Annotated in this window: 21 protein-coding genes; 11 read left to right on the forward strand and 10 right to left on the reverse strand. The window is 74.6% G+C overall.

Going from position 1 to position 25,265, the window contains the following annotated elements; genetic code table 11:
- Positions 1 to 10: 10 nt before the first annotated feature.
- The 3 genes from OG553_RS05580 to OG553_RS05590 are packed head-to-tail and all read right to left on the reverse strand — an operon-like array spanning position 11 to position 4,037.
- Complete coding sequence (locus OG553_RS05580) at positions 11 to 1,195, reverse strand: NAD(P)/FAD-dependent oxidoreductase (RefSeq protein WP_405977904.1); 1,185 nt, start codon at positions 1,193 to 1,195, stop codon at positions 11 to 13.
- Entirely contained in the window at positions 1,192 to 2,595 is a 1,404-nt protein-coding gene (locus OG553_RS05585) for an FAD-dependent oxidoreductase (protein WP_405977905.1), read from the reverse strand. Before OG553_RS05585 ends, OG553_RS05580 begins: the two co-directional genes overlap by 4 nt.
- Positions 2,592 to 4,037, reverse strand: coding sequence for an FGGY family carbohydrate kinase (locus tag OG553_RS05590; protein WP_405977906.1), 1,446 nt, complete (start codon positions 4,035 to 4,037; stop codon positions 2,592 to 2,594). Before OG553_RS05590 ends, OG553_RS05585 begins: the two co-directional genes overlap by 4 nt.
- A gap of 453 nt (positions 4,038 to 4,490) precedes the next feature.
- On the opposite strand from OG553_RS05590, the gene OG553_RS05595 reads away from it, so the two are divergent.
- Together OG553_RS05595 and OG553_RS05600 are read left to right on the forward strand one after the other, a co-directional pair.
- Positions 4,491 to 5,477 carry a hypothetical protein gene (locus OG553_RS05595; protein ID WP_405977907.1) on the forward strand — a complete coding sequence of 329 codons (987 nt, stop codon included), beginning with the start codon at positions 4,491 to 4,493 and terminating at the stop codon, positions 5,475 to 5,477.
- A 241-nt stretch (positions 5,478 to 5,718) separates the two neighbouring features.
- Positions 5,719 to 7,143, forward strand: a complete 1,425-nt coding sequence (locus tag OG553_RS05600; protein ID WP_405982967.1) for an amino acid permease — start codon at positions 5,719 to 5,721, stop codon at positions 7,141 to 7,143.
- A gap of 42 nt (positions 7,144 to 7,185) precedes the next feature.
- On the opposite strand, the gene OG553_RS05605 is transcribed toward OG553_RS05600, so the two are convergent.
- The 4 genes from OG553_RS05605 to OG553_RS05620 form a co-directional block, all read right to left on the reverse strand.
- On the reverse strand, positions 7,186 to 8,472 hold the full coding sequence (locus tag OG553_RS05605; protein ID WP_405977908.1) for an NAD(P)/FAD-dependent oxidoreductase: 1,287 nt from the start codon (positions 8,470 to 8,472) through the stop codon (positions 7,186 to 7,188).
- Between the two features lie 197 nt (positions 8,473 to 8,669).
- Positions 8,670 to 10,040, reverse strand: coding sequence for an MFS transporter (locus tag OG553_RS05610; protein WP_405977909.1), 1,371 nt, complete (start codon positions 10,038 to 10,040; stop codon positions 8,670 to 8,672).
- A gap of 102 nt (positions 10,041 to 10,142) precedes the next feature.
- A complete protein-coding gene (locus OG553_RS05615) occupies positions 10,143 to 10,448 on the reverse strand; it encodes a metal-sensitive transcriptional regulator (protein ID WP_405977910.1) in 306 nt (101 codons plus the stop codon).
- Between the two features lie 109 nt (positions 10,449 to 10,557).
- Positions 10,558 to 11,538, reverse strand: coding sequence for a hypothetical protein (locus OG553_RS05620; protein WP_405977911.1), 981 nt, complete (start codon positions 11,536 to 11,538; stop codon positions 10,558 to 10,560).
- A gap of 192 nt (positions 11,539 to 11,730) precedes the next feature.
- On the opposite strand from OG553_RS05620, the gene OG553_RS05625 reads away from it, so the two are divergent.
- The 9 genes from OG553_RS05625 (at position 11,731) to OG553_RS05665 (ending at position 19,695) form a co-directional block, all read left to right on the forward strand.
- Entirely contained in the window at positions 11,731 to 12,021 is a 291-nt protein-coding gene (locus OG553_RS05625) for a cation transporter (protein ID WP_405977912.1), read from the forward strand.
- 95 nt (positions 12,022 to 12,116) lie between these two features.
- Positions 12,117 to 14,375, forward strand: coding sequence for a heavy metal translocating P-type ATPase (locus OG553_RS05630; protein ID WP_405977913.1), 2,259 nt, complete (start codon positions 12,117 to 12,119; stop codon positions 14,373 to 14,375).
- 9 nt (positions 14,376 to 14,384) lie between these two features.
- Positions 14,385 to 14,666 carry a metal-sensitive transcriptional regulator gene (locus tag OG553_RS05635; protein WP_405977914.1) on the forward strand — a complete coding sequence of 94 codons (282 nt, stop codon included), beginning with the start codon at positions 14,385 to 14,387 and terminating at the stop codon, positions 14,664 to 14,666.
- A 159-nt stretch (positions 14,667 to 14,825) separates the two neighbouring features.
- On the forward strand, positions 14,826 to 15,215 hold the full coding sequence (locus tag OG553_RS05640; protein ID WP_405977915.1) for a BlaI/MecI/CopY family transcriptional regulator: 390 nt from the start codon (positions 14,826 to 14,828) through the stop codon (positions 15,213 to 15,215).
- Positions 15,212 to 16,120, forward strand: a complete 909-nt coding sequence (locus OG553_RS05645) for a M56 family metallopeptidase (RefSeq protein WP_405977916.1) — start codon at positions 15,212 to 15,214, stop codon at positions 16,118 to 16,120. The genes OG553_RS05640 and OG553_RS05645 overlap by 4 nt, the downstream gene beginning before the upstream one ends.
- Before the next feature lie 148 nt (positions 16,121 to 16,268).
- Positions 16,269 to 16,748, forward strand: coding sequence for a GNAT family N-acetyltransferase (locus tag OG553_RS05650; RefSeq protein ID WP_405977917.1), 480 nt, complete (start codon positions 16,269 to 16,271; stop codon positions 16,746 to 16,748).
- 169 nt (positions 16,749 to 16,917) lie between these two features.
- The gene (locus OG553_RS05655) at positions 16,918 to 17,799 is read left to right on the forward strand and encodes an SAM-dependent methyltransferase (RefSeq protein ID WP_405977918.1); all 882 of its coding nucleotides are present in this window, start codon (positions 16,918 to 16,920) and stop codon (positions 17,797 to 17,799) included.
- A 176-nt stretch (positions 17,800 to 17,975) separates the two neighbouring features.
- Positions 17,976 to 18,416: a Fur family transcriptional regulator gene (locus tag OG553_RS05660; RefSeq protein ID WP_405977919.1), complete on the forward strand. Its 441-nt coding sequence runs from the start codon at positions 17,976 to 17,978 to the stop codon at positions 18,414 to 18,416.
- 226 nt (positions 18,417 to 18,642) lie between these two features.
- Positions 18,643 to 19,695 (forward strand): LuxR C-terminal-related transcriptional regulator, encoded by a 1,053-nt coding sequence (locus OG553_RS05665; protein WP_405977920.1) that lies wholly within the window; start codon positions 18,643 to 18,645, stop codon positions 19,693 to 19,695.
- A gap of 435 nt (positions 19,696 to 20,130) precedes the next feature.
- Here OG553_RS05665 and mshA read toward each other — a convergent pair whose 3' ends face one another.
- From mshA to OG553_RS05680, 3 genes are all read right to left on the reverse strand, one after another.
- On the reverse strand, positions 20,131 to 21,447 hold the full coding sequence (mshA, locus tag OG553_RS05670) for a D-inositol-3-phosphate glycosyltransferase (protein ID WP_405982968.1): 1,317 nt from the start codon (positions 21,445 to 21,447) through the stop codon (positions 20,131 to 20,133).
- Positions 21,448 to 21,651: 204 nt separating this feature from the next.
- Complete coding sequence (locus OG553_RS05675; RefSeq protein WP_405977921.1) at positions 21,652 to 23,223, reverse strand: class I tRNA ligase family protein; 1,572 nt, start codon at positions 23,221 to 23,223, stop codon at positions 21,652 to 21,654.
- 218 nt (positions 23,224 to 23,441) lie between these two features.
- Positions 23,442 to 25,241 carry an asparagine synthetase B family protein gene (locus OG553_RS05680; RefSeq protein ID WP_405977922.1) on the reverse strand — a complete coding sequence of 600 codons (1,800 nt, stop codon included), beginning with the start codon at positions 25,239 to 25,241 and terminating at the stop codon, positions 23,442 to 23,444.
- Positions 25,242 to 25,265 lie beyond the last annotated feature (24 nt).

A 25,265-nucleotide genomic window follows, 5' to 3' on the forward strand; every position in this document is an offset into this window, starting at 1 on the left:
CGTATGCGCTTCAGGCGATCGTCAGCACCACCGGGCCGCCGTGCGGGTCCACCCGGGTCGTCCAGTGCGGCGGGAGGCGGAGGGAGCGGTGCGGGGGGAGGTGGGTCGGGAAGCGGTGGTGCCAGAGGGGGCGGGTGTCCTGGTGGGCTCGGATCAGGGGGGCCGTCAACGGCTCGTGGGAGCGGAGGAGGAGGGGGTGGGCGGACGGGGTGGGGAGGTGGTTCGGGGTGGTCCAGGCGAGTGGGGGGCGGACCAGGAGCCGGGGGCCCGGGGTGGGCCAGGGGGTGCCGGCGAGGTGGGCGAGGACGGCGGGGGCGGCTGCGGTGCCCTCGGCCGTGGCGGTGGCGGCGGGCTCGATGCCGTGGAGGGCGTTGCCGACGGCGAAGACCCCGGGGGTGGTGGTGCGGAACGAGGGGTCCACGCAGGGGCCCCGGGTGCCGGGGTCCAGGGTGATGCCGCCGCGGCGGGCGAGTTCGTGGTCGGGGATCCAGTCGCCGGTGAAGACGACGGTGTCGCAGGCGATGACCCCGGACCGGCCGTCCCGGTGGCGTACGGCGACGCCCGTGAGCCGGCCCCGGCCGTGCAGGGCGGTGACGGTGGTCCGGGTGAGGAGGGGGACTCCGGGGAGGGAGGTGCCGCGGGGGTGTTCCGTGAGCATCGCCACGGCCCGGGTGCCCGCGCGGCGCAGGGTGCGGGCCGCGTGGCGGGTCACCGGTTCGGCTCCGACCAGTACGGCCCGGCGGCCGACGGGTTGGGCGTACAGGTGGACCGACTGCTGGAGTTCGCCGGTGGTGTAGACGCCGGCCGGGCGGGTGCCCGGGACCAGGCGGGCGCTGCGGGGGCGTTCGCGGGCGCCGGTGGCGAGGACGACGGCCCGGGCGGTGATCCGTTCCAGCCCGGCGGGGCTGGTGGTCTCCAGGGTCAGCGGTCCCGCCCAGCCCGTGGCGGTGACCCCGGTGCGGAGCGCGGCTCCGGCGTCGAGCGCCGCCGCCACCGCGCGCCGTGCGTACTCGGGTCCTGACACCCGGCCGAAGCCGCCGTGGTGGCAGTGGCGGGGGACGCCGCCCGGCTGCTCGTCGCGTTCGAGGACCTCGACCCGGCCGCTGCCCGCACGGGCCGCGCGGGCGGCGAGGGCGAGTCCGGCGGGGCCCGCCCCGATGACGAGTACGTCGACCAGCCGGTCCGTACGGCTCACCGTCGGGGCTCCTTCGACTCGAACAGGGCTCGTACCGCGGCCCCGCAGTGGAAGCCCTGGCAGCGGCCGGCCCGGGCGCGGGTGCGCCGTCGGAGGCCGTCGAGCGAGCCGGGCGGGACCGTCGAGGCGAGCGCGTCGCGGATCTCCCCGCGGGTGACGCGTTCGCAGTGGCAGACGATCCGGCCGTACTCGGGGTCCGCCGCGATCAGTTCCGCGTCGCGGTAGGGGCGGGGGAACGCCTCGCCCAGGTTCGGCATGCGGAGCGGTTCGAGGTCCCGGGGGCCGGTCACGGGCAGGCCGCCCTCGGCCAGGAGGCCGACCACGTGGGACGCGATCGCCATGGAGGCCGTCAGTCCCGTCGAGCGGATGCCGCCCACGGTGACGTACCGCTGCGCGGGGTGGGCGTGGATCGCGTAGTCCTCGGAGCCGGTGGCGGCCCGCAGGCCCGCGTACACGGCGGTGACCTCCTCGTCGAGGAGGGCGGGCAGGATGTGCCGGCCCTTCTCCCGCAGCAGGGCGAGGCCTTCGGCGGTCGATCCGGTGGCGGTCTTGTCGTCGAGGTCCTCGGCGGTGGGACCCAGCATGACCTTGCCGTGGACGGTCGGCGTGACCAGGACCCCCTTGCCGAGCGCGGTCGGCACCGGCAGCAGGACGTGGCGTACGAGGTCCCGTGCGAGATCGTCGAAGACGATCAGCTGGCCGCGCCGGGGCGTCACCGTGAAGTCTGCGTGGCCGAGCAGCCGGTCGATCCCGTCGGCGTGCAGGCCGGCCGCGTTGACCAGGTGGCGGGTGCGCAGCTGTCCGCGCCCGGTGGTCAGCAGGTGCGGGTCCCCGGAAGTGACGGACGTGACCCGGCAGTCGAGGTGCAGGTCGACTCCCGCGCGGACGGCCTGCGTGGCGTACGCGAGGGTCGTCGTCCAGGGGCAGATGACGGATTCGCCGGGTACGTCGAGGGCCCCGAGCACCCCGGGGCCGAGGTGCGGCTCGCGGGCCCGGACCTCCTCGGCCGGGATGACGCGGGCGTCGCGGTAGCCGTTGCGCTCCGCCTTGGCGGCGAGTCCGGGGAGCGCGGCAAGCTGTTCCGCGTCCCAGGCCACGAGGAGCGCCCCGAGCGGTTCCACCGGGATTCCGGTCTCGGCGGCGTACGCGGCGAGCCGGCGGCTGCCGTCGCGGACCAGCCGGGACTCCAGGGAGCCGGGTACGGCGTCGAAGCCGGTGTGCAGGATGGCGGTGTTGGCCTTGGAGGTGCCGTCGCCGACGTCGTCGGAGGCGTCGAGCAGGGCGATCCGCAGCGGGAGCCGGGCCAGTTCGCGGGCGACGGCCGAGCCGACGACGCCGGCGCCGATGACCGTGACGTCGTACGCGTCGCCGGGCAGGGTGCCGCGGGTGGTGACGCTCACGCGGGGGCGTCGAGCAGGGCGGCGACCGCCGTGCGGAAGCGGGCGCGGCGTTCGGCGGCTTCGTCGGCGCCGGCCCTGGGCTCGTAGACGGCGGACGGCTTCCACTCCGGGACGGCCTCGCGGACCGTGAGGGAGGGGTCGAGGCCGAGGCGGGCGACCGCGCCGACGCCGAGGGCGGTGGCGTCCGGCAGTGCCGACACCTCGACCGGGATCCGGAGCAGGTCGGCCTGGGCCTGCATGAGCAGGGCGGACCGGGTGAGCCCGCCGTCGACGCGGAGGGCGGTGAGCGGGGTGCCCAGGTCGGCGGCGGCCGCGTCGGCGAGCTCGGCGACCTGGGCGGCGATGCCGTCGCACAGGGCGTGCACCAGGTGTCCGGCGGTGGTGCCGAGTCCGAGGCCGGTGACGGAGCCCCGCAGGTCGCCCCGCCACCAGGGGGCGGCGAGGCCGGCGAGGGCGGGGACGAAGGTGACGCCGCCGGAGTCCGGGACGCCGGCGCCGACGGTGTCGATGTCCTCGGCGCCGGAGATGACGCCGAGGTCGGTGAGCCAGCGGACGGCGGAGGCGGCCGTGTACACCTGGCCGTCGAGGCAGTAGCTGGTGCGGCCGCCGATCCGCCAGGCCACGCAACCGACGAGTCCGGTGGTGCTGCGGCGCGGCCGGGGCCCGGTCTGGGCCAGCAGGAACGCGCCGGTGCCGTAGGTGCACTTGGCGGTGCCGGGGGTGGTGACGCTCTGGGCGAGCAGGGCGGCCTGCTGGTCGACGAGCAGCCCGGTCAGCGGCAGTTCGGGGCCGAAGGCGGTGGTGGTGCCGACGCGGGCGTCCGCGTCGACGATCCGCGGCAGCGGCTCGCCCGTGAGGCCGAAGGCCCCGAGGGCTTCCTCGGACCAGCCGACGGTGTCGAGGTCGAGGAGCTGGGTGCGGCCGGCGGTCGCGGCGTCGGTGACGAACTCGCCGGTGAGGCGGTGCACGAGCCACGCGTCGCTGGTCGTCACCACGCCCCGCCGGGTCAGGTGGCGGCGTATCCAGGCCATCTTGGGGGCGGCGAAGTACGGGTCGAGGGGCAGTCCGGTGCGCTCCCGCAACAGTTCGGCGTGCGGGGCGAGTTCGGTGCACAGGTCGGCCGCGCGCCGGTCCTGCCAGACGATGGCGTCGGTCAGCGGCTCGCCGCTGACCGGATCCCAGGCGAGTACGGTCTCGCCCTGGTTGGCCAGGCCGACGGCCGCCACGGGTTCACCGGCCGCGGCCAGCGCGGCGCGTCCGGCGTCGACGACGGAGTCCAGCAGCTGGGCCGGGTCCACCTCCACGCGGCCGTCCGGCAGGTGGCGGGGGCGTACGGGGGCGGAGGCCGAGCCGATGATCCCGCGGTCCGGGCACAGGACGAGGGCCTTGGTTCCCGAGGTGCCTTGGTCCACTGCGAGGACCGGGCCGCCCGCCTTCACCACTCACCACTCCGTTCCGTCCCCTGCTGCGTCCCCTGCGCGCGCCGACGGGTCGCCGGTCACGTCCGCGGGTCGTCCGCCGGTCGGAAGCCTCCACCAGCACGGGACGTCCGTCAAGATCCTTCCATGTCCGCCGCCCTCTTGACTGACGGACAATCACATCCCCTGAGTGGCTTGAAACTTGCGATCGAAAAAGTTTCCGGGTGAGATCCGCCGCACCCGCTCTATAGTGATCGCCGATCAACGGGCGGTAACGGCGCCGCCCGTGGCTCGACTGCGGGGGTCCGCCGAACAGTTCGCGCATGGTTCACGCATCCCTGGTGCTGGCCCGACCCCGCGCGGTGCGGCGATCGGACGCCAGACGGACCGACCGTCCCTCCATGCGATCCGAGGACCGATGACCACGATGACCGCAGTACGAGCCGGTTCCGGCCGCACCTCGCCCGGGACGGGGTGATGGCCGGCGGCGATTTCCGGCCCGTCTACCACCCCGCCGGCCTCGACAACGACCTGCGCACCGCCGTCCAGGACCTGCGCACCGGCCGCTGGCTGTCGATGGCGCGGCTGCTGGAGCGCACGGACGGCTGGGGGCTGTGGACCCAGCGCACCCAGGTCCTCGCCGCCGTCGCGGCCGGCTCCGACGTGGTCCAGGCCTGGCGGACCGAGCAGCCGACCAGCATGGCGGCGACGGTGATGCACACCCGGGTCGCCGTCGAGCGTGCCGTCCGCGCCCACCGCGCGGGCCACTCCCGTACGCAGGAGCTGTGGCACGAGGCCTGGCGGTCCTGCCGGACCACGGCCGGTCTCAGCCCCGCCGACCCGGTGCCCTGGGTCTGCCTGCTGGCCCTGGCCCTCCTCGACGAGGACCGCCGGATGGACGAGCACCGGATGCCGCCGCCCGGCCCGATGCTGCCGCCCGGGCCGTGGGGCATCCTCGCGCAGGCCGACGAGCGGGACCCGCACAACCGCGAGGCCTACCACCGGATGCTCCAGTTCGTGTACGCGGGCGCGCCCGGCCCCAGGCCGCGCTCCGAGGCCGTCAACTTCGCCCGCTGGGCCGTCGCCGCCGCCCCGCCCGGGTCCGCCGTCCACCTCCTGCCGCTCTACGTCCACGTCGAGCGCTACCGCCGCGAGGGCGGCCGGGAACGGGCCCTCGACCTGCACTGGGTCGCCGAGGACGCCATCCGCGACGCCGCCCACGCCCTGGACGCCTGGTTCCCGTACGCCGAGCCGGCGCTCGCCTCCCCGCTCGACCTGAACCACCTCGCCCACGCCCTGTGGGGCGCCCACCGGTTCGAGGCGGCGGCCCGGGTCTTCGACGCGATGGGCGGCTACTGGACCACCCTGCCCTGGGCGCACCGGACCCTCGACCCCGCCGACCCGGCACTCGCCGAGGAGGTGTTCCTGCGCGCCAGGTCCCGCAGCCTGGCCGACCGGGACTGACCCCCGTCCTCCTCGCCCCGCCCGTCCCCGGTTCCACGCTCCTCCGCTCCGTTTCCCCGTCCCCCGCTCCGTTTCCCCGTCCCCCGCTCCGTCTCCCCCGTCCCCCGCTCCAACCCCCCTCGGAGGTACCCCCGTGTCGCGCACCACGCCGGCAGCCCGCCCGGACCACAAGGCCCCGCCCCACCAGGACGAGGAGGAACGGCTCAGAGAGCTCGGCTACCAGCCCGTCCTCGCCCGCCGGATGGGCGGCTTCGGCAACTTCGCCATCAGCTTCTCGGTCATATCCGTGCTGTCCGGCTGCATGACCCTGTACGGCTTCGGCCTCGGCACCGGCGGCCCGGCCGTGATGATGTGGGGCTGGGCCGGCGTCGGCCTCTTCGTCCTGTGCGTGGGGCTCGCCCTGGCCGAGGTGACCAGCGCCTACCCCACCTCCGGCGCGCTGTACTACATGGCCGACCGGCTCGGCGGACGCCGCTGGGGCTGGTACACGGGCTGGCTCAACCTGCTCGGTCTGCTCGGCGCCATCGCCGGCATCGACTACGGCGCCGCCCTGTTCACCGGCGCCTTCCTGAACCTCCAGTTCGGCTTCGTGCCCACCCCGGGCTCGACCTTCCTCATCTTCCTGGCCATCCTGCTGCTGCACGCCGTCCTCAACCTCTTCGGCGTCCGCCTCGTCAGCGTGCTCAACTCCATCAGCGTCTGGTGGCACCTGGCCGGCGTCGCCGCGATCGTCGGCGCCCTGGCCTTCGTACCCGACCGCCACCAGTCGGTCTCGTTCGTCTTCACCGAGTTCGTCAACGACACCGGCTGGGCCAACCCGTTCTACGTGGCGGCGATCGGCCTGCTGCTCGCGCAGTACACCTTCTCCGGCTACGACGCCTCCGCGCACCTCTCGGAGGAGACCTCCAACGCCTCCGTTTCCGCCGCCAAGGGGATCGTCCGGGCCATCTGGGTCTCCTGGCTCGCCGGGTTCGCCCTGCTCGCCGGCCTCACCTTCGCCATCCAGGACTACGCGGCCGTCCAGGGCAGCGCCACCGGCGTGCCGCCCGCGCAGATCTTCCTCGACGCCCTCGGTTCCGGCGGTGCCACCGCCCTGCTGCTCGTCGTGATCGTCGCGCAGATCTTCTGCGGCAACGCCGAGGTGGCCGCCGCGAGCCGGATGGTCTTCGCCTTCAGCCGGGACAACGCGCTCCCGGGTTCCTCGCTGTGGCGCAAGGTCAGCGGCCGGACCCAGACCCCCGTCCCGGCCGTGTGGCTCTCGGTCGCGGCCGCCGGCGTCCTCGCGCTGCCCTCGCTGTGGTCCGCCACCGCGTACGGGGCGGTGACCGCCATCAACGTCATCGGCATCACCCCGGCCTACGCCATCCCGATCTACCTGCGGCTGCGGGCCGGCGACCGGTTCCGGCCCGGCCCGTGGAGCCTCGGCCGCTGGGGGAAGCCGGTCGGCTGGACCGCGGTCGTCTGGGTGGCGCTGGTCACCGTGCTGTTCTGCCTGCCGCAGAAGTCCCCGGTGACGATCGACTCGATGAACTACGCGGTGATCGCCCTGGCGGTCGTACTGGTCCTCGCCAGCGCGTGGTGGTACGCCGCCCGGCGCTCGTACGGCACCCCGTCCGCCTACGGCAACGCGCGCGAGCAGGCGGACATCGCGGAGGGCATCGTCTGACCGTACGGTTCCCGCCGGGCGGCGGGCGGCGGTACGGGTGCCTCAGCGGCCGCCGCCCGGGCCCCCGCCCCCGGCCGGCTCGGGCGTCCCGCGGTACCTGGCGTTGACGACCGCCGCCCGGGCCAGCGCCGCGGGGTTCAGGAAGCGCCCCGGACCGATCAGGCGGGACCCGAAGCGGTGCACGTGGCGCGCCATGGCCTCGTCGCGGGCCGCGGCCGCGAACACCAGCCGCTCCACCGGGTTGAACGGACGGGCCTTGGCGTAGTCGACGGCCAGCGCCTGGTGGCCGCGCAGCCGCCGCCGGTGCGTACGGGCGTACGCCGCGAGCGACCGGTCGAGGTCTGCGCGGCCCGCCGCGGCCGGCGCCACCGCCCCTGCCAGCCAGCTCGCGGTTTCCAGGGCCCACCCGCAGCCCACGCCCCACAGGGGATCGCAGGTCATGGCGGCGTCGCCGATGAGCGCGAGGCCCGGAGCGGTCGGCTCGCGGGTGAGGAGCGGGTAGTCGACCGCTCCGATGATCTTGCCGACCCGCTCGGCCGAGTCCACGTCCGGCGCCTCGGGCAGGCCCCGGACGAAGGAGAGGAAACTGCCCTCCAGGTCCTCGCGGAAGGCCGGCAGCCGCTTCTTGTCCGGGAGCACCGCGAGGACGGTCACGCCGTCGTCGTTGGGGAACGCGTACGCCATGTCGGGTTCCAGGAACCAGGCCTGGCCGATCCCCCCGCGCAGGGGGAGGTTGCGGAAGTGCGCGAGGTAGCCGAACCGCGCGTTCTCGTACTGCCTGGTGGGCACCCCGGCGAGCTTGGCCACCGCCGAGTCCTTGCCGTCGGCGCCGACCACCAGCCGGGCCCGGATCTCCCGCTCGCCCCCGGGCGTCCTCGCCCGTACCCCGACGGTCCGGCCGGCTGCCGCGAGCAGCCCGGTCACCTGGTGGCCGAGGAGCAGGTCGACGCCGGGGGTCTCGCCCGCGCGGGCCCTGATCAGCGGGTCGAGGGTGCTGCGCCGGACGTTGTACGCGTACGGCAGCGCGGGCCCCGCGGGGGCGGCCTTCGGCTCGATCCATCCCCAACGGGTGTACCAACGGGCCTCGTTGCGTACGGCTCCGGCCTTCTCCAGGGCGGGGAGGAGGCCGAGTTCGTCCAGCACCGGGTAGGCGTTGGCCGTGATGGAGTGGGTGCACAGCACCTTGTACGCCTCGGGGTCCGAGCGGCGTTCCAGCAATGCGACGCGTACCCCGCGCCGCGCGAGCAGGATCGCCGCGGCGCAGCCGGCGAGGCTGGCTCCGCCGATGACGACGTCGTAGCCGTCTCCCGCGCTATCAGGCTCGGTCATGCGCTGATCGCCCCCTTCGGGGTGTGATGCGGTCGTGGGAGTGGTGCGGGGCCAACTGCAGTCCGGTTACTGGCCGGTTGTCAATGGTTCCGTTCGGAGGGCGATCGTCCGCCGGGCTGGTTGCGGTGCGCCCCGGCCACGGGCCGGCCCGGCCTGGCCCGAAGGGCGCGGGCCAGGCAAGATCCGGAAGAGACGGCCTAGGCGCCCACCGCGTCCAGGCGGCGCAGGCTGGTCCGGCGTTGGAGGAGGGACAGGGCCGCTACGGACGCGCCCAGGACCAGCCAGCCGGGCGGGCCCGCCGCCATGACGGCGCCGGTCAGCAGGGGCGGGCCGACGGCCTTCTGCGCCGAGGAGGAGATGCCTGCCACGCCGAGGTAGGAGGCGCGCGCCCGCGGCGGGGCGAGGGAGACGGCCAGTTCCCAGGAGGACACCGAGCGGACCAGCTCGGCCGCGGTGACCAGGGCGGCGGCGGCCAGCAGGGTCGCGGAGGCGGTCCGGGGGCCGTGCTCAGGAGTGAGGGCGAGGAGGGCGCAGGCGCCGAGCAGGAAGAGTCCGTACCAGGTGACGGCGGCCGCCGCGGAGCGCGGTGCGCGGACCTTCGACGACACGGGGAGCTGGAGGGCGACGACCAGCACGGTGTTGAGCACGAGGAAGGCGGGGACGACGGCGTGCGGCGCGTCGGTGTGGTGGACCAGCCACAGCGGGAGCCCGACGTCGAGGAGGGAGGCGTCCAGGTTCATGGCGGTGTCGAGGAGGACGAAGCGGAGGTAGCCGCGGTCCCGCCAGGGGCCGGCGGCCGCGGCCGGGGCCCCGGCCGTGGGCGGGTCGTCGCCGGGTGCGGGTGCGACCAGGCGGCCGTGGCCGCGGGGTTCCCGCGTACGCCACACCAGGACGGCGGCCGCCAGGAAGGACAGCGCGTTTCCGAGGATGAGGGCCTCGTACGCGCCGCGGGTGCCCACGGCGAGGCCGATGGCGGCGAGGCCCGCACCGACGGCGCAGCCGGCGTTGGCGGCGCTGCGCGACAGGGCCTGGTAGGTGGTGCGCCGTTCGCCGGCCACGCGGGTCGCGAAGAGCATTTCGAGGGTTTTGGCAGCGCGGTCGCCGAGGCAGGTGAGGGCGACGACCGCCAGGAGCGCTTCGAAGCGGGTGACCGCGAGCACCGCGCCGAGGGCGGCCAGGCGCAGCAGGTGGCAGCCGATCAGGAGGGGGCGTACGGGGAACCGGTCGGCGAGGTGGCCGGCGAGGGGCGAGCCCGCGACGCCCGCCACCGCGCCGACGCCGAGCATCAGGCCGAGCCGTCCGGCGTCGAGGCCGACGACGAAGGTGAAGAACAGCACCGAGGAGGCGGCCCAGACGCCGCTTCCGGTGCGGTCGACGAGCTGGGCGAGGAGCATGATCCGGGCGTCGCGGCCGCCGGGCGGCCGCTTCAGCTGTGCGATCAGCCCGCCGGCCCCGGCGCCATCGGTCCCGGCGCCATCGGTCCCAGCGCCGCCGGTCCCGGCACCGCCGGTGCCGTCGGTCCTCTGGTGGTCCGTGTCGCGTCGCCGTGTCGTGCCGAGCCGCCGCATGGCGGGCCTCCGTCTCCCCCGTGAAAACCCCGCGAAAGTATCTCGACATCGAGATACCTCACGGCAGCCTGCCCCCCATCCATCTCGACGTCAAGATATTTCTCAGCGAACCATGCGGGCGACGGCCCGGGAGGCCTCCTCGACCTTCTCGCGCGCCCGGTCGCCGCCCTCGGCGACGGCGTCGGCCACGCAGGAGTGCAGGTGGTCCTCCAGCAGGGTCAGGGCGAAGGACTGCAGCGCCTTGGTGGCGGCGCTGACCTGGGTGAGCACGTCGATGCAGTACGTCCCCTCCTCCACCATGCGCTGCAGGCCGCGCACCTGACCCTCGATGCGGCGCAGCCGCTTGAGGACGTCGTCCTTGTCCGTGCTGTAGGCGGGGCGTGCGGAGTGTGCGGTGTAAGCGGACACGGCGGTCGATCCCTTCCCGTTCTTACGGCTCGTACGTTTCGTACGTCTCGTGCGTCCCTCTCGTCGTGGAGCCCTAGCAACCCCCAGGGGGTATGCCGGGCGGTTGTGCTCAGTGGGAGTGGTCGCCCGACTCCTCCGGCGCCGCGGGGGCGGCCGCGGGCTGCGTGCCGGTGCCGTTGCCGGCGCCCCCCGCGTTGACCGTGAAGGCCGCCGTGCGCACCTTGCCCTCGTGCTGGAAGTCCAGGAAGAGCCGGTACGTGCCCGCGCTCGGGGCGGTCGCGGTGAAGGAGACGTCCGGGCCGGGGCCGCCCTCGTTGGGGTGGACGTGCAGGTAGGCGAGGTCCCCGTCGCGCAGGGCGACGAGGTGGCCGTAGGCGCCCAGGTAGGGCTCCAGGTTGGTGACGGGCTTGCCGTCCTTGCTGACCGTGAGCTTGAGTTCACCCGCCTTGCCGGGGTCGAGGGCGCCGCCCAGGGCGACCTGGTAGCCGTCGACCTCGGCCGTGTTCACGGCCGGGGGCATCGGGGCCGGCGCGTACGCCCCGGGGACCGAGAGGTCCGCGCCGAGGGTGACGTTCTTCGCGCCGGGCGCGGCGGGGGCGAAGTCGGCGAAGGCCTTGTAGGCACCGGCCGCGGGCAGGTCCACGGGCGCCGACCAGGTGCCGTCCCGGTCCCGCACCGGGTGCAGGTGGCGGTAGACCGTCAGGTCGCGCGAGGCCACGATGAAGTGCAGTTCCTTGCCGTGCTCGGTCTTGTAGTCGGTGACCTTGCGGCCCTGCGCGTCCTTGACCGAGAACCGCAGCTCGCCCTGGCCGGCCGCGATCCGCGGGGTGTCCAGGCTCAGCGTGTAGCCGCCCTCGGAGACCTGGAGCCCGCCGGCCGCCGGCCCCTGGGCCGCCGCCTGGTCATGGCCCCCGTGGCCCGCCGACGCGTCGGACCCGCCGGACCCGGCGGACGCCTGCGCCGCGTGCGTCCCGTGCGCCGGCTTGGCCGGCGCGCCCACGGGACCCACTCCGGCACCCACCCCGTAGGCGGTGCCGAAGGTCGCCGCCAGTGCTGCGGCGAAGACGGTGATCTTCACTCCGGTGTTCATGCCTGATCTCCCCTACGACGTACGTACCACTGCCGCATCCAGCGGTTTCATGGACTTCACGATACCCCCCAGGGGTATCAAGTCAAGCTGGAGGAACACTTGCGATGCATACCTCCGGGGGGTATATCTGGAGTCAGGCCGGATACCCCCAGCGGGTATCGGCACGACTGAGGTCCGATCTAGGAGAAACACATGTCTTCCTGCTGCACCCCCGAAGGCACCTGCGGTACGAACGCCGGCGAGACGACCACCTCCGTGGCCGTGGTCGACACCACCGCCACCGTCTACCGCGTGACCGGCATGTCCTGCGGGCACTGCCGCACCGCCATCACCGCCTCCGTCGGCGCGCTCGACGGGGTCGTCTCCGTCGACGTGGACGTCGACGGCGGCGTGGTCACCGTGACCACCGCCGGCGAGCCCGACGACGCCGCGATCGCCGCGGCCGTCGACGACGCCGGCTACGAGCTGGCCGGCCGGGCCTGACGCCCGGACCGTCCCCGACCCACCCGGCCGCCGGGGCCCCGTCCGTCCCACCGGGCCCCGGCCCCCACCCCGCGCTCGAACGAGGAGCAGCACTCATGACCACCATCACTCCCGGCGCCGCCCAGGTCGAGCTCGCCATCGGCGGCATGACCTGCGCCTCGTGCGCGGCACGCATCGAGAAGAAGCTCAACCGCATGGACGGGGTCGAGGCCACCGTCAACTACGCCACGGAGAAGGCCAAGGTCACCTTCGACGCCGACATCTCCGTCGCGGACCTGATCGCCACCGTCGAGGCCACCGGCTACACCGCGCAGGAGCCCAGGCCGCCGCACACCGGCGGCGCCGCCGGCCCCGAGGGCGAGCAGCCCGAGCACGACGAGCTCGCGCCGCTGCGCCAGCGGCTCGTCACCGCGGTCTCCCTCGCGGTGCCCGTCATCGCGATGGCGATGGCCCCGGCCCTCCAGATCGACTACTGGCAGTGGCTCTCCCTGACCCTGACCGCGCCCGTCGTCACGTACGCGGCCTGGCCCTTCCACCGCGCCGCCTGGACCAACGCCAGGCACGGCGCGGCCACCATGGACACCCTGATCTCGGTGGGCACGATCGCCGCGTTCCTGTGGTCGCTGTGGGCCCTGTTCTTCGGCACCGCCGGCACCCCCGGGATGACCCACGCCTTCGAGTTCAGCATCGCCCGCACCGACGGCGCGGGGAACATCTACCTGGAGGCCGCGGCCGGCGTCGTCGCCTTCATCCTGGCGGGCCGGTACTTCGAGGCGAAGTCCAAGCGCAAGGCGGGCGCGGCCCTCAAGGCGCTGCTGGAGCTGGGCGCCAAGGAGGTCACGGTGCTGCGCGGCGGCCGCGAGGTGACCGTGCCGACCGCCGACCTCCAGGTCGGTGACCGCTTCCTGGTCCGCCCCGGCGAGAAGATCGCCACCGACGGCACCGTCGTCGAGGGCTCCTCCGCCGTCGACGCCTCCATGCTCACCGGCGAGTCCGTGCCCGTAGAGGTCTCCGTCGGCGACTCCGTCACCGGCGCCACGCTCAACGCCGGCGGCCGCCTGGTCGTCGAGGCCACCCGGGTCGGCTCCGACACCCAGCTCGCCCGGATGGCCCGGCTGGTCGAGGACGCCCAGAACGGCAAGGCCGCCGCCCAGCGGCTCGCCGACAAGATCTCCGCGGTGTTCGTCCCCGTCGTCATCGGACTGGCCCTGGCCACCCTCGGCTTCTGGCTCGGCACCGGATCGGGCCTCGCGGCCGCCTTCACCGCCGCCGTCGCCGTACTGATCATCGCCTGCCCCTGCGCCCTGGGCCTGGCCACCCCGACCGCCCTCATGGTCGGCACCGGCCGCGGTGCGCAGCTCGGCATCCTGATCAAGGGCCCCGAGGTCCTGGAGAGCACCCGCAAGGTCGACACCATCGTCCTGGACAAGACCGGCACCGTCACCACCGGCCAGATGACCCTGCTGCGCGTCCACACCGCCGAGGGCACCGACGAGGCCGAGGTGCTGCGCCTCGCCGGAGCGCTGGAGCACGCCTCCGAGCACCCCATCGCGCAGGCCGTCGCCGCCGGTGCCGCCGCCCGGGTCGGCGCCCTGCCCGCCCCCGAGGACTTCGCGAACATCCCCGGCCTCGGCGTACAGGGCGTCGTCGAGGGCCACGCCGTCCTCGTCGGCCGCGGCAAGCTGCTCGCCGAGTGGGCGATGGAGCTGCCCGTGCACCTGGAGCGCGCCAAGTCCGAGGCGGAGGCCGCCGGCCGCACCGCGATCGCGGTGGCCTGGGACGGCGAGGCCCGCGCGGTGCTGGAGGTCGCGGACGCGGTCAAGGACACCAGCGCCGAGGCCATCCGGCGGCTGCGCGCCCTCGGCCTCACCCCGATCCTGCTGACCGGTGACAACAAGGCCGTCGCCGAGACGGTGGCCCGCGAGGTCGGCATCGACGAGGTCATCGCCGAGGTCATGCCGCAGGACAAGGTCGACGTCGTCAAGCGGCTCCAGGCCGAGGGCCGCAGCGTCGCGATGGTCGGCGACGGGGTCAACGACGCGGCCGCCCTCGCCCAGGCCGACCTCGGCCTCGCCATGGGCACCGGCACCGACGCGGCCATCGAGGCCGGCGACCTGACCCTCGTACGCGGCGACCTGCGGGCCGCGGCGGACGCCATCCGGCTCGCCCGCAAGACCCTCGGCACCATCCGCTCGAACCTGTTCTGGGCCTTCGCCTACAACGTGGCCGCCCTGCCGCTCGCCGCGGCCGGACTGCTCAACCCGATGATCGCCGGTGCGGCCATGGCCTTCTCCTCGGTCTTCGTCGTCGGCAACAGCCTGCGTCTGCGCGGCTTCCGGGCCGCCGCCAACTGAGGAGCCCCCGTGGCCGGTTACACAGAACACAAGGACGACGTCATCAGACGGCTCCGGCGGATCGAGGGCCAGGTCCGCGGCGTGCAGCGGATGGTCGCCGAGGACGTCTACTGCATCGACGTCCTCACCCAGGTCTCCGCGATCAACGCCGCGCTCCAGTCCTGCGCCGTGACCCTGCTCGACGAACACCTCGCCTGCTGCGTCACCGAGGCCGTCGCCCGGGGCGGGGACGAGGCGAAGGCCAAGGTCGGCGAGGCCACCAAGGCCATCGCCCGCCTGATCCGCACCTGATCCGCATCCGCCCCGCGCCCCGCAGCCCCTCCACCGCACGGTCCGGTGGAGGGGCTGCGGTGTTCCGGCCCCCGCCCCCCGTGTACCGGCCCGGGGTATGCCCCCGCCGCCGGGGCGGGCCGTACGATGAACCGCTCGCGAGGGGGAGGGCCGAGAGGGATGCGCGTACGCCGGCTGGGAGAGCTGGAGGCCGAGATCATGGACCGGGTGTGGCAGTGGGAACGCCCCGCCTCGGTCCGGGAGATCGTGGACGACATAAACCGGGTCCGCAAGGTCGCCTACACCACCGTCATGACCGTGGCGGACATCCTGTACCGCAAGGGCTGGCTGAGCCGCGAGAAATCGGGCCGGGCCTGGATGTACGAGGCGGTGCGCAGCCGCGAGGAGTACACCGCGGCGCTGATGCAGGACGCGCTCGGCGACAGCCAGGACCGCAGGGCCACGCTGCTGCGGTTCGTGGAGCACATGTCCCACGAGGACGTGGAGGCCCTGGACGAGGCCCTGCGCGCCGCCCGCACCGACCGTCCGGCCGACGGGAGCGGCCGGTGAACCACCACGTACTGCCGCCCCTCGGCCTCGCCCTGATCACCGGTCTGGTGCTGCCGTTACTGCTCGTGCGCGCCCGCTGGGCCCAGCAGGTGCCCCGGATGGGGCTGGCCGCCTGGGTGGCCTGCGGCGCCGTCTTCGCGCTGTCCACGGCGATGCTGCCGGCCCAGCTGCTGCTCCCCGCTGAGACCAGCCACCGGCTCGTCGACGCGGTCCTGACCCTGACCCCGCCCTCCCCCGCGCGGCTGGCCGCGGCCTCCGCGCGCGAGGCCCTGGCCGCGGCGGCGGCGCTGGCGGTCCTGGCGGTACCGGGCACCGGTTTCGTGCGCGAGCTGCTGCGGGCGCGCCGGGCCCGTACCCGGCACGCCGAACTGCTGCGCCTGGTAGGCCGGTTCGACCACCGGCTCGGGGCGACCGTACTGGAGGACGCGCGGCCGGCGGTGTACTGCCTGCCGGGGCGTTCGCGGCGGGTCGTGGTGTCCTCGGGGGCCCTGGACGTGCTGACGGAACAGGAGCTGGCCGCGGCGCTCGCCCACGAACGGGCCCACATCGGCGGCCGGCACCACCTGCTGGTCGCGGCGGCGGGAGCGTACTCGGCGGTGTTCCGCCGGCTGCCGCTGGCCCGGATCGGCGGGCGGACGGTGCCGCTGCTGCTGGAGATGGCCGCCGACGACCGGGCGCTGCGCCGGTGTTCCAGCGACGCGCTGGCCACCGCGCTGTACGCGCTGGCCTCGGGGCGGGCGCCGCGCCGGGCGTTCGCGGCGGGCGGCCCGTCGGCGGCGGTGCGGATGCGGCGCATCCTGGGCCCGCGCCGGGCGGGATGCCCGGTGCTGCGCGGGGTGTTGGCGGTGGCCGCGGCGGTGGCGACGGTCGTTCCGCTGGTGATCGTGTGTTGTTGGACGACCTGACGGTGGATTGCCGTCTTCCTCTCGCCGCCCCAACCCGGTTATTTACTAAGCCAATTCGTAGATTTACCGTCGCTCCCGGCCACTCGAATTGCCCGCTATTCTGTGCCCGTGCGGGCTCAGGACCGGTACGGCGAGAGGTGCGGGAAGAATGCTGCTGGCTGACGTGCGGACGGCAGCGCCCGGTGACGCGACGGCGATTTCCCGGGTCCTCGCCGAAGCGATTCGCGACGGCTACGGCGAGGTCCTGGGGGATATCGGGGTCGGCCGGCTGGTGTCGGAACATTGCTCCCTGCCCCGCATAAGAGCGGAAATTGAAATTCCAGGCGGAGCCCCCGCCTGGCTCGGCTGGCTGGTCGCGGCCGACACCGACGGGACCGTCGTGGGGGCCGTCTCGGGGGGCGTGCCGGTCGCCGCAGAGGGCGAGGTCTACGCCCTGTGCGTGGCCCCGGCCCGGCAGCGGGAGGGCGTCGGCACGGCCCTGCTGGAGGCGCTCACCGGCCGGATGCGGGCGCACGGGGCCGCGTACCAGCGGATCACCCTGCCCGTCGAACAGGCCCCGGCGCTCCCCTTCTTCGCCCACCACGGCTTCGGCACGCTCAGCCCGGTCAGGCTCGGCCGCGCCCTCTGACGGGCGCCCTCCTCCAGGGGGCGTGGCAGATCCACGCCATCGCGTGTTCACGCAGCCCGCGGCTCTGGCCCCGGGCCTGCCGCGCAGGACAGGATTTGACCAGCGGCGCGGTCCCGGCGGCACGGGAGCCCCGCCCGGAGGCCTGGACCTGGCGACCCCTGGAGGAGCGATGCACACACCGAGCGGCGTTTCCGCGCCCGTCCTGCCGGTCGCGCCCGTCCCGTACCCGCCGGCCGCGGCGGCCGCGCGCGCGGGGGGCGTCCTGTCCCCCGCCGGGTTCCTGCCCGGACTGGAGTCGACCGCGCCCGCCGACGAGGACTCGCTCTGGCTGCAGGACGCGCTGCTGGGCCCGCACAGCGCCGACATCGTCCGCTACCTGGGCCTCGCGCGGGAGTGCGGCGGCGGCCCGGTCCTGGACCTGGGCTGCGGCGCGGGACGGCTGGCGGTGCCGTTCGCCCGCCAGGGGTTCCGGGTCGAGGCCGTGGACCGGGACGCCGACAGCCTGGAGCGGCTGCGGGCCTGGGGCCGGCGGATCGGGCCGCAGGTGTCGGAGCGGCTGGTCACCACCCGGGCCGACCTGGCGGGGCTGCGGCTGCGGGGCACGTACCGGCTGGCCCTGCTGGCCGGGGCGATGATCTCCGCGGTGCCGCCCCACGCCCGTCCGGGGCTGCTGCGCGAGATCGCCGCGCACCTGGAGCCGGGCGGCGCGCTCGCCCTGGACTTCACGGCGCACCGGCTGCGCGGGCTGTCCGAGGAGCCCTCGCGCACCTGGGCCTTCCAGGTGCCGCGGTTCGACGGGGTCGAGGAGTGGGCGGTGGCCCGCCAGGAGTTCGACCTGGACGGCATGAGCGAGGACATCACGTACCACTGCGTCCGCACGGGGAAGCTGAGCAGCGAGCGGGTGGCCGGGGCCACCCGGAAGTGGATCGTCGACCCGGAGCGGCTCACCGCCGAACTGGACGCGGCGGGCCTGCGCGTGGAGCGCCGGCGCGGGCACCGCGTGGACGAGCGGACGGAGAGCGTCCTGCTCGTCTGCCGGGCCGACGGCTAGACCTCGGCCCGACGGCTAGACCTCGGCCCGACGGCTATGCCTCGGCCCGACGACTGGGCGCCGGCCCCACGGCTGGATGCCGGCCCGACCGCCCCTCCACCGTTCCGCCAGGGCGGGCAAGAGGTACGATGCCCACAAAGGTTTGAGTGGACCAGATCGCGGATGGTGGCGGGGAGATGGCTGTCGTGGAGGAGTCGACCGGCCGCGAGGCGGTGATCCAGCGCCTCCGCGACGTCGGGCTGCGCGTCACCGGCCCCCGTCTGGAAGTGCTGCAGGTGCTGTCGGCGGGCGGCCACATGGACGTCGAGTCCATCACCGCCGCCGCCCGCGAGCGGCTCGGGACCCTGACCAGCCAGGCCGTCTACGAGATGCTGCGGCACTTCCTGGAGACCGGGCTGGCGTCCAAGTTCGACCGCCCCGGCCTGCCGGCCGTCTTCGAGATCGCCGGCCCGCCCCACCAGCACGCGCTCTGCGTGCGCTGCGGACGGGTGGAGAACGTGCTGGCCGAGGTGCCCGAGCCGGCGGGCGAGGCCATCCGCGCGTGGCGGATGGGCGAGGGCGCCGAGGTCACCTTCAAGGGGCTGTGCCCCGACTGCCTGGGCGCGGCGCAGGGCTGACGGCCCGCGCCCGCCCCGCTCTCCCTTCGGCAGCAGGGGAGTTGAACCGCACAAGATCACGCACCTCCCCCGCCGGAGCCCCGCCCGGGCCGGCCTGACGCACAGTCGCGCACCTCAGAGGCGCCTTGTGACGCCCGTCACATCCCGTTCGAGGGGGCGGGAGCCCTCCCATAGGTATGTGCCAAAGTGTGACTGTCGATTCGTAAGATGAGGGGGTCGCTTCGCGATGGCAACGGGCGACGGCAGGGACGGCATCCAGTCCGCCGACAGGGTGCTGGCCTTCTATCAGGAGCTGCGCCTGCGCGGGGTGTCCGACCTGAACGAGGTCTTCCGGGAGCTCGGGCTGGCGCCCGAGGAGTACGAGAAGTGGCGCGCGGAGCTGACTTCCCTCGGCCTGATCGTACCCACCGGCACCACCCACGCCACCCGTGCCGACCTGCAGTCCGGCGCTTGGGAGACGGGGCCCGACGCGGTCACCGTGGTCGACCCCGAGATCGCCCTGCTGCGGATGCTCCAGCGCGAACGCGAGCGGCTGCGCGAGCACCTCGACGAGTCCGACCGGGCGTACAGCGCGCTGGAGAACCTGGTCGGAAGGTTCCTGCGGCCCGGTTCGCTGAACGGCTCCGACGTCGAGGTCGAGATCCTCGACGACTACGGCCGGATCCAGCAGGTGCTGGAGGACATCACGGACGTCATCCGGCACGACCTGACGTCCATGCACGTGACGGCGCTGGTCCGGGAGGTCGCCGACCGGGTCCTCAGCCGCGACCGCCGTCAGATCGACAACGGGGTCCGCATCCGCGCCATCTACCACCAGCGCATCACCACCTCGCCGGAGGCGGTGGAGATGCTGCGCCGCCGGGTCGAGGCCGGGGTGGAGATCCGCCTGTCCCCCGCCGTCCCGATGAACATGATCATCGCGGACCAGCAGTTCGCCGTCCTGCCCGTGCACCCCGACGACCGGGCGGCCGGCGCGATCCTCGCCCGCGGCCCCGCCCTGGTCCGTTCCTATCTCGCGCTGTACGAGCACTGCTGGCACGCGGCCACCCCGTACGGCGACGACGTCGCGCCGGAACTCGGCGGAGACGGGCTGTCCGAACAGCAGCGGGCCGCCCTGAAGATGCTCGCCTCGGGAATGAAGGACGAAAAAGTGGCCCGGAATCTCGGGGTATCCCTGCGGACGGTGAGCCGAATGCTGTCCGAGCTGATGCAGGAAATGGGTGCGTCGAGCCGTTTCGAAGCCGGCGTGCGGGCGCAGCGGCTCGGCTGGCTGGACTGATTTCACGGACCACCGACCGCGCTCCGGTAATTCCGGAGCGCTTTTCCGGTCCTCCTCCAGAATTTTTTCGGAGCTCTTCCCGAGCCTTTCCGGAACAAAAAGGCCCCGCGTCCGCCCGAGGCGGTCGCGGGGCTCCGTCCGGCCGGGATGGCCGGTCCGTTCAGTCCCAGCCGTTGCCGTCCGCGACCGCTGCGGTACAGGACGGACGGGCGGTGGCGGCGTGACGGGCGTTCGCACGGATTCCGGTGGTGTGCACGGCGGACATGATTCCTCCAGGAAGTCAGAATATCGATTCCGTCTCCGCGGATCCGTGCCGCCGGTATTCCGTCGAAGACATCTCCATTCTCATATGGATTCCGCGGCCGGGCCACTTTCCTGTAGCGCGTTTGAGGCGGGTCTGGAGTTCATACAGACGTTACACCTACGCATCTTTGGTCAGCTCAAAAGAGCTGTTAGGGTGGCCTTCCGGCCTTCTCGACCCTCCAGGGGAGAGGCGTCGGCGAGGCAGGAGCGTGCCGCCGCTCCTGCCTCACTCACCGCCGGGCCCCACCGCTCCTCGCGCAGCACGTCCCGGTAGACCTCCAGGGTCCGCCCGGCCGCCGCCCGCCAGCTCATGTTCCGTGCGTGGCGCACCGCCGCCCTCCCCATCTCCGCGGCCTCCGCCGGCCGCCCGGCGAACCAGCGCAGCAGACGGGCGTACTCCACCGGGTCGTTGCCGCGGACCAGCAGTCCCGTCACCCCGTCGCGCACGGCCGTCGGCAGCCCCCCGACGGCCGACGCCAGCACCGGTGTCCCGCACGCCTGGGCCTCCAGCGCGACCAGCCCGAAGGACTCGCTGCGCGAGGGCACCATCAGCACGTCCGCCGCCCGGTACCACTGGGCGAGCTCCGCCTGCGGCACCGGCGGGAAGTGCCGCAGCACGTCCGACACCCCCAGCTCGCGCGCCAGTTCCCAGGCCTCGCCGCGCGGCCCGGCCCCCGAGTCGCCGCCCACCACCGGGACGATGGTCCGGCGGCGCAGCTCCGGGTCCTCCCGCAGCAGTCCGGCGACCGCGCGGACCATCACGTCCGGGCCCTTGAGGGGCTGGATCCGGCCCGCGTACAGGGGGACGAACGCGTCGTCCGGCAGTCCCAGCCGGGCCCGCGCCGCCGCCCGTCCCCGGCCGGGGCCGAAGGTGCGCAGGTCGACCCCCGGCCGGACGGTCTCCGTGCGCCGCTCCTCGGCCCCGTACAGCTCGCGCAACGCCCGCGCCTCGTCGGCGGTGTTGGCGATGAGGCGGTCCGCGGAGCCGACGACCTGGTGCTCGCCGCGGATCCGCAGCTCCGGCTCGGGGGTGTCGCCGTCGGCGAGGGCCCCGTTCTTGACCCGGGCCAGGGTGTGGGCGGTGTGCACCAGCGGGATCCGCCAGCCGGCGGCGGCGATCCGGCCCGCCTGGCCGGAGAGCCAGTAGTGCGAGTGGACCAGGTCGTATCTGCGCTCCTGCTTGAGCAGGGCCAGCGAGAAGGGGACGACCAGGGCCGGCATGTCCTCCTTGGCGAGGGCGGCGCGCGGGCCGGCCTCCAGGTGGTGCACCCGGACGCCGGGGCCGAGGGCGTCCGGGGTGGGGCGGACCTCGCCCCGGCAGCGGGTGAACAGGTCGACCTCGACGCCCTGTTCGGCGAGCGCGCGGGACAGCTGGACCATGTAGACGTTCATGCCGCCCGCGTCCCCGGTGCCGGGCTGGTGCAGCGGCGAGGTGTGGACGCTGAGCATGGCGACGCGCAGGGACACGTGGAGCTCCTACCGGCAGGGGCCGCGCCCGCCCCGCGCCGCCGGGCGACCGGCGCGCGGTCACGCGGCGAAGAAGGGTTTCTGTCGTTTCTTTCGTCTTGCTGTCGTCTTGCTGTCGTGCGGGTGGTGCTGTCGTACGCGTACGTGTACGGCTGCGCGTGCGTGTACGGCTGCGCGTGGGTACGCCTAGAAGCCGAACACCGGTCCCGAGGGCGGGGCCAGCCGGGTGCCCGGGGCGGGCGGGACGAGTGCGGCGGCCGAGACCGGCCCGCCGGGTTCCGCCTTGAGGGCGGCGGCCAGCCGGTCCGCGCCCTCCGGCATCACCGGGCGCGCCCAGGCGCCGAGCGCCCGCGCCACCGCCAGCTGCGCGGCCAGCACCGGGAGGTGGCGGCCGGCTGCGGGGCGGTCGGCCTCGTGCGCGTTGACGTGGCCGAAGTCGGCCGTGGAACGCACCATCTCGTCGAGCAGGGCGACCGCCCTGCGCGGGTCGAACGCGTCCGGCGAGTAGGCCTCGCGCAGGTCCTCCAGCCCGCGCAGCAGCCGGCGTTCGAGCACCTCCCAGCCGGAGCCGCCGGGCAGGGCCGCCGGGGCGAGGCCCGCGCACTCCTCCCGGACGGCGGCGAAGAGCCCGGCGAGCCAGTTGTTCCAGCTCTCGTCGAGCTCCCGGCGGGCGGCGGCGAGCCGGTCCGCGTGGAAGGCCGTGCGGCGGCCGAGCGGGCGGGCCTGGAGGACGTGCCGGCGCAGGGTGTCCGATCCGTACTCGGTGATCAGGTCCAGCGCCCAGGCCTTCTGGCCGGAGCCCCAGACGAGCGCCTCGTCCTCGATGACGTACGCCTCGTTGACGCAGAAGTGCTGCGGCAGCTTGAGCCCCTGGGCGAACAGCAGGACCGGCAGCAGTACGGCGTGGCAGAAGGCGTGGCCGAACCCGCAGAAGTGGACGGCCCGTTCGGGCAGCGGCCGGTCTCCGTGGCCGAAGAGGTGCATGGCGGCCGCCTCGAAGCAGCCGTCGACGCGGTGCTCGGGGAACCCGTCGACGGGGACGGGCAGTCCCCACTCGGCGGGGTGGGACACGGCGATGTCCGGCAGCCCGTCCTCGACGAGGGACTCGCACAGCGCGGCCAGCCGGGGCGGCAGGCCGGTGCCGGCCCAGTACTCGGCGAGGGCCTCCCGGTACGGCTCCAGCGGGATGTACAGCCGCCGGCAGCGCCGGGCCAGGGCCGGGGAGTCGCACAGGGCGCAGCGCGGGTCCAGGAGGTCGCCGCCGTCGTTGGGGCGGGCGCACTCGTGGCACATCCCGCCGTCGCTGGCCGCCGCGCAGTGCGGGCAGGTGCCGGTGACGTGCGCTCCGTGCAGCCAGCGTCCGCAGGGCTCGCAGTAGGGCGTCAGGCGGGTGCGGGCCGCGATGACCCCGTCCGCGTACAGCCGCCGGAACAGCTCCGTCAGCCGGCCCCGGTAGCCCTTGTCCTGGCGGGGGCGCACGATGTGGTCGAACTCGACCCCCGAGCGCAGCCAGTCCGACGTGATCGCGGCGCGGTACCCCTCGGCGACCTCCTCCGGTTTGCGGCCGGCGCGGAGCGCGCGGACGTGCACGGAGCTGGCGTGGTCGGCGGTGCCGGTGGTGAACCGGACGGGTTCGCCCTCGGCCCGCAGGAACCGGGCGAGTACGTCGGCGGCGACGTACGGTCCCGCGAGATGGCCGACGTGCAGTTCGCCGTGGGTGGCCGGCGGGGTCGCGGTGATCCAGACGGGGGTGCTCATGGGACCTCCTTGACGCTGTGGTGCGAAAGACGCAGCGAGGCTCGGAACGGAAGGACAGCGGGTGCCCAGCCAAGACTGACAGAGAAACGAACCGTCCGGTCTGGTATCGGCTTGCGCGTTCGCGCCGTTGCGTGGACACGCCAGCGCGGTGCACCGATGGCGCGTCCACGGCCCGTGCCCGGCCCGTCCGGGGCCCGCCCACGGCCCGTGCCCGGCCGTCAGGCGGCGCAGTCCGCCGGCACCCGCATTCCCCGCACCACCTCGGTCCACAGCTCGTGCGTGGCCAGCGCCCACAGCGCGAGCGCGTCGTGGTCCGACGGCCGCTCCAGCTGACGGGCCAGCAGGGTCCGCACCCGGTCGGGCCGGACCTGGCCGGCCCGCGCCAGCCGCTCCGCCGACAGCAGTTCGCGTACGGGTTCCAGCAGCGGCCCGCCGGGGGTGAGCATCGCGGTGACCGGCAGGGCGAACGGCTGCCCGGGTCTCCTCCGCACGGCCTTGGGCAGCAGTTCCCGGCCCGCGTCGGCCAGCGCCCGCCGGTCCTGGAGCAGGCGCGCCGGCAGGGTCCTCGCGTGCGCGGCCACCGGGGGCCGGCAGAACGGCGTCCGCGCCTCCACGGCCGAGGCCATGCCCAGGTGGTCGAGCCGGCGCAGGTGCCGGGCCGGCAGCCGCCAGCGGCTCTCGAACGCGGCGACCGCGGCGAGCCGGTCACCGCCCGCCGAGCGCAGCTCCCGCTCGACGCGGTCCGCGGCCGAGCCTTCCTCCGCGATGAAGGCCCGGTAGGCGGGCGTGTACAGGTACTCGCGCAGCAGCCGGGGCGCGGCGGCCAGCCCGTCGGTGTAGGCGGCCGCCCAGTCGGCGACGAAGGGGCCCGGGCCCGGCGTGCGGGTGCGCGCGTCGGCGCCGAACAGTTCGTCGGCGCCGTCCCCGGTCAGTGCCACGCTGTAGCCGGCCCGCCGCACGGCCCGGAAGAGGGCGTACGTGCTCAGCGCGGCCGGGTCGGCGTCGGGCTGCCCGAGGTGCCGGGCGGTGAGGGTCAGCAGCGACCCCAGTTCGGCCGGGTCCAGGGCCACCTCGTGGTGGACGGTACGGGCGTACCGGGCCACCGCGCGGGCGTACGCGGCCTCGCCGTCGGGCCACCGGCCCCGGTAGCAGAGGTGGAAGCTGTGCGGGGCGGGCGCCCCCGCCTCCCGGGCGTGCTCGGCGGCCAGGGCGGTGACCAGGCCGGAGGCGAGCCCGCCGCTGGTGAGCGTGCACACCGGCACGTCTGCCCGCGCCAGGCGGCGCACCTCCCGCCGCAGCACGTCCTCGGTGGAGCGGCGGGGCCGCTCGGGGGCGTCCGGGGCCGGGGGCCGGCGCCGCAGCGCGGCCGGCCTGCCCGGGTGCACGACGACCGTCGCGCCGGGCGGCAGGGCGCTGATGCCCTCCAGGGCGGTCCGGGCGGAGATCGGGGTGCGCAGGGCGAGGACGGTGTCGAGGCTGTCCGCGCGGGGCGCCGTACGCACCCCGTCGAAGGCCAGCAGCGCCGGGATCTCGGAGGCGAACCGGAACGCCCCGTCCGCGCCCTGGTGGTAGTGCAGGGGCTTGCCGCCCATGGGGTCCACGGCCAGGACCAGCCGGGGCGCCGCCCGGACGTCGAGGACGGCGACGGCGAACATCCCGTCGAGCCGCCGCGCGAAACCCGTCCCGTACTCGGCGTACAGGGCGGGCAGCAGGGTGCCGTCGCACAGGTCGGGGAACCGGTGCCCGCGGGCGGCGAGTTCGCGCCGCAGCTCGGCGTGGTTGTAGATCTCCCCGCCCAGCACGGCGACGACCCCGGGCAGGTGGGCCAGCCGGTACGGCTGCCGCCCGCCGCGCGGGTCGGTCACCGCGAGCCGGTCGCAGCCGAGCGCCCACCCCGGGCCGCGCAGCACCTGGTGGCCGTCGGGGCCGCCGTGCCGCTGCCGGGCCGAGACGGCCGCCAGTTCGGCCGGGTCGGGCGCGGCCGTACCGGCCGCGAGCGAGCCGAAGATCCTGCCCATGCCGGACGCCTCCGCTTCCCACGC

Source organism: Streptomyces sp. NBC_00158, from assembly GCF_045160885.1.
GTDB lineage: Bacteria > Actinomycetota > Actinomycetes > Streptomycetales > Streptomycetaceae > Streptomyces.

Coding starts and splice junctions, on each gene's coding strand:
- OG553_RS05595 (WP_405977907.1), top strand. CDS start 4,491: ATGGCCGGCGGCGATTTCCGGCCCGTCTACCACCCCGCCGGCCTCGAC.
- OG553_RS05600 (WP_405982967.1), top strand. CDS start 5,719: ATGGGCGGCTTCGGCAACTTCGCCATCAGCTTCTCGGTCATATCCGTG.
- OG553_RS05605 (WP_405977908.1), bottom strand. CDS start 8,472: ATGACCGAGCCTGATAGCGCGGGAGACGGCTACGACGTCGTCATCGGC.
- OG553_RS05610 (WP_405977909.1), bottom strand. CDS start 10,040: ATGCGGCGGCTCGGCACGACACGGCGACGCGACACGGACCACCAGAGG.
- OG553_RS05620 (WP_405977911.1), bottom strand. CDS start 11,538: ATGAACACCGGAGTGAAGATCACCGTCTTCGCCGCAGCACTGGCGGCG.
- OG553_RS05625 (WP_405977912.1), top strand. CDS start 11,731: ATGTCTTCCTGCTGCACCCCCGAAGGCACCTGCGGTACGAACGCCGGC.
- OG553_RS05630 (WP_405977913.1), top strand. CDS start 12,117: ATGACCACCATCACTCCCGGCGCCGCCCAGGTCGAGCTCGCCATCGGC.
- OG553_RS05640 (WP_405977915.1), top strand. CDS start 14,826: ATGCGCGTACGCCGGCTGGGAGAGCTGGAGGCCGAGATCATGGACCGG.
- OG553_RS05650 (WP_405977917.1), top strand. CDS start 16,269: ATGCTGCTGGCTGACGTGCGGACGGCAGCGCCCGGTGACGCGACGGCG.
- OG553_RS05655 (WP_405977918.1), top strand. CDS start 16,918: ATGCACACACCGAGCGGCGTTTCCGCGCCCGTCCTGCCGGTCGCGCCC.
- OG553_RS05660 (WP_405977919.1), top strand. CDS start 17,976: ATGGCTGTCGTGGAGGAGTCGACCGGCCGCGAGGCGGTGATCCAGCGC.
- OG553_RS05665 (WP_405977920.1), top strand. CDS start 18,643: ATGGCAACGGGCGACGGCAGGGACGGCATCCAGTCCGCCGACAGGGTG.
- mshA (WP_405982968.1), bottom strand. CDS start 21,447: ATGCTCAGCGTCCACACCTCGCCGCTGCACCAGCCCGGCACCGGGGAC.
- OG553_RS05675 (WP_405977921.1), bottom strand. CDS start 23,223: ATGAGCACCCCCGTCTGGATCACCGCGACCCCGCCGGCCACCCACGGC.
- OG553_RS05680 (WP_405977922.1), bottom strand. CDS start 25,241: ATGGGCAGGATCTTCGGCTCGCTCGCGGCCGGTACGGCCGCGCCCGAC.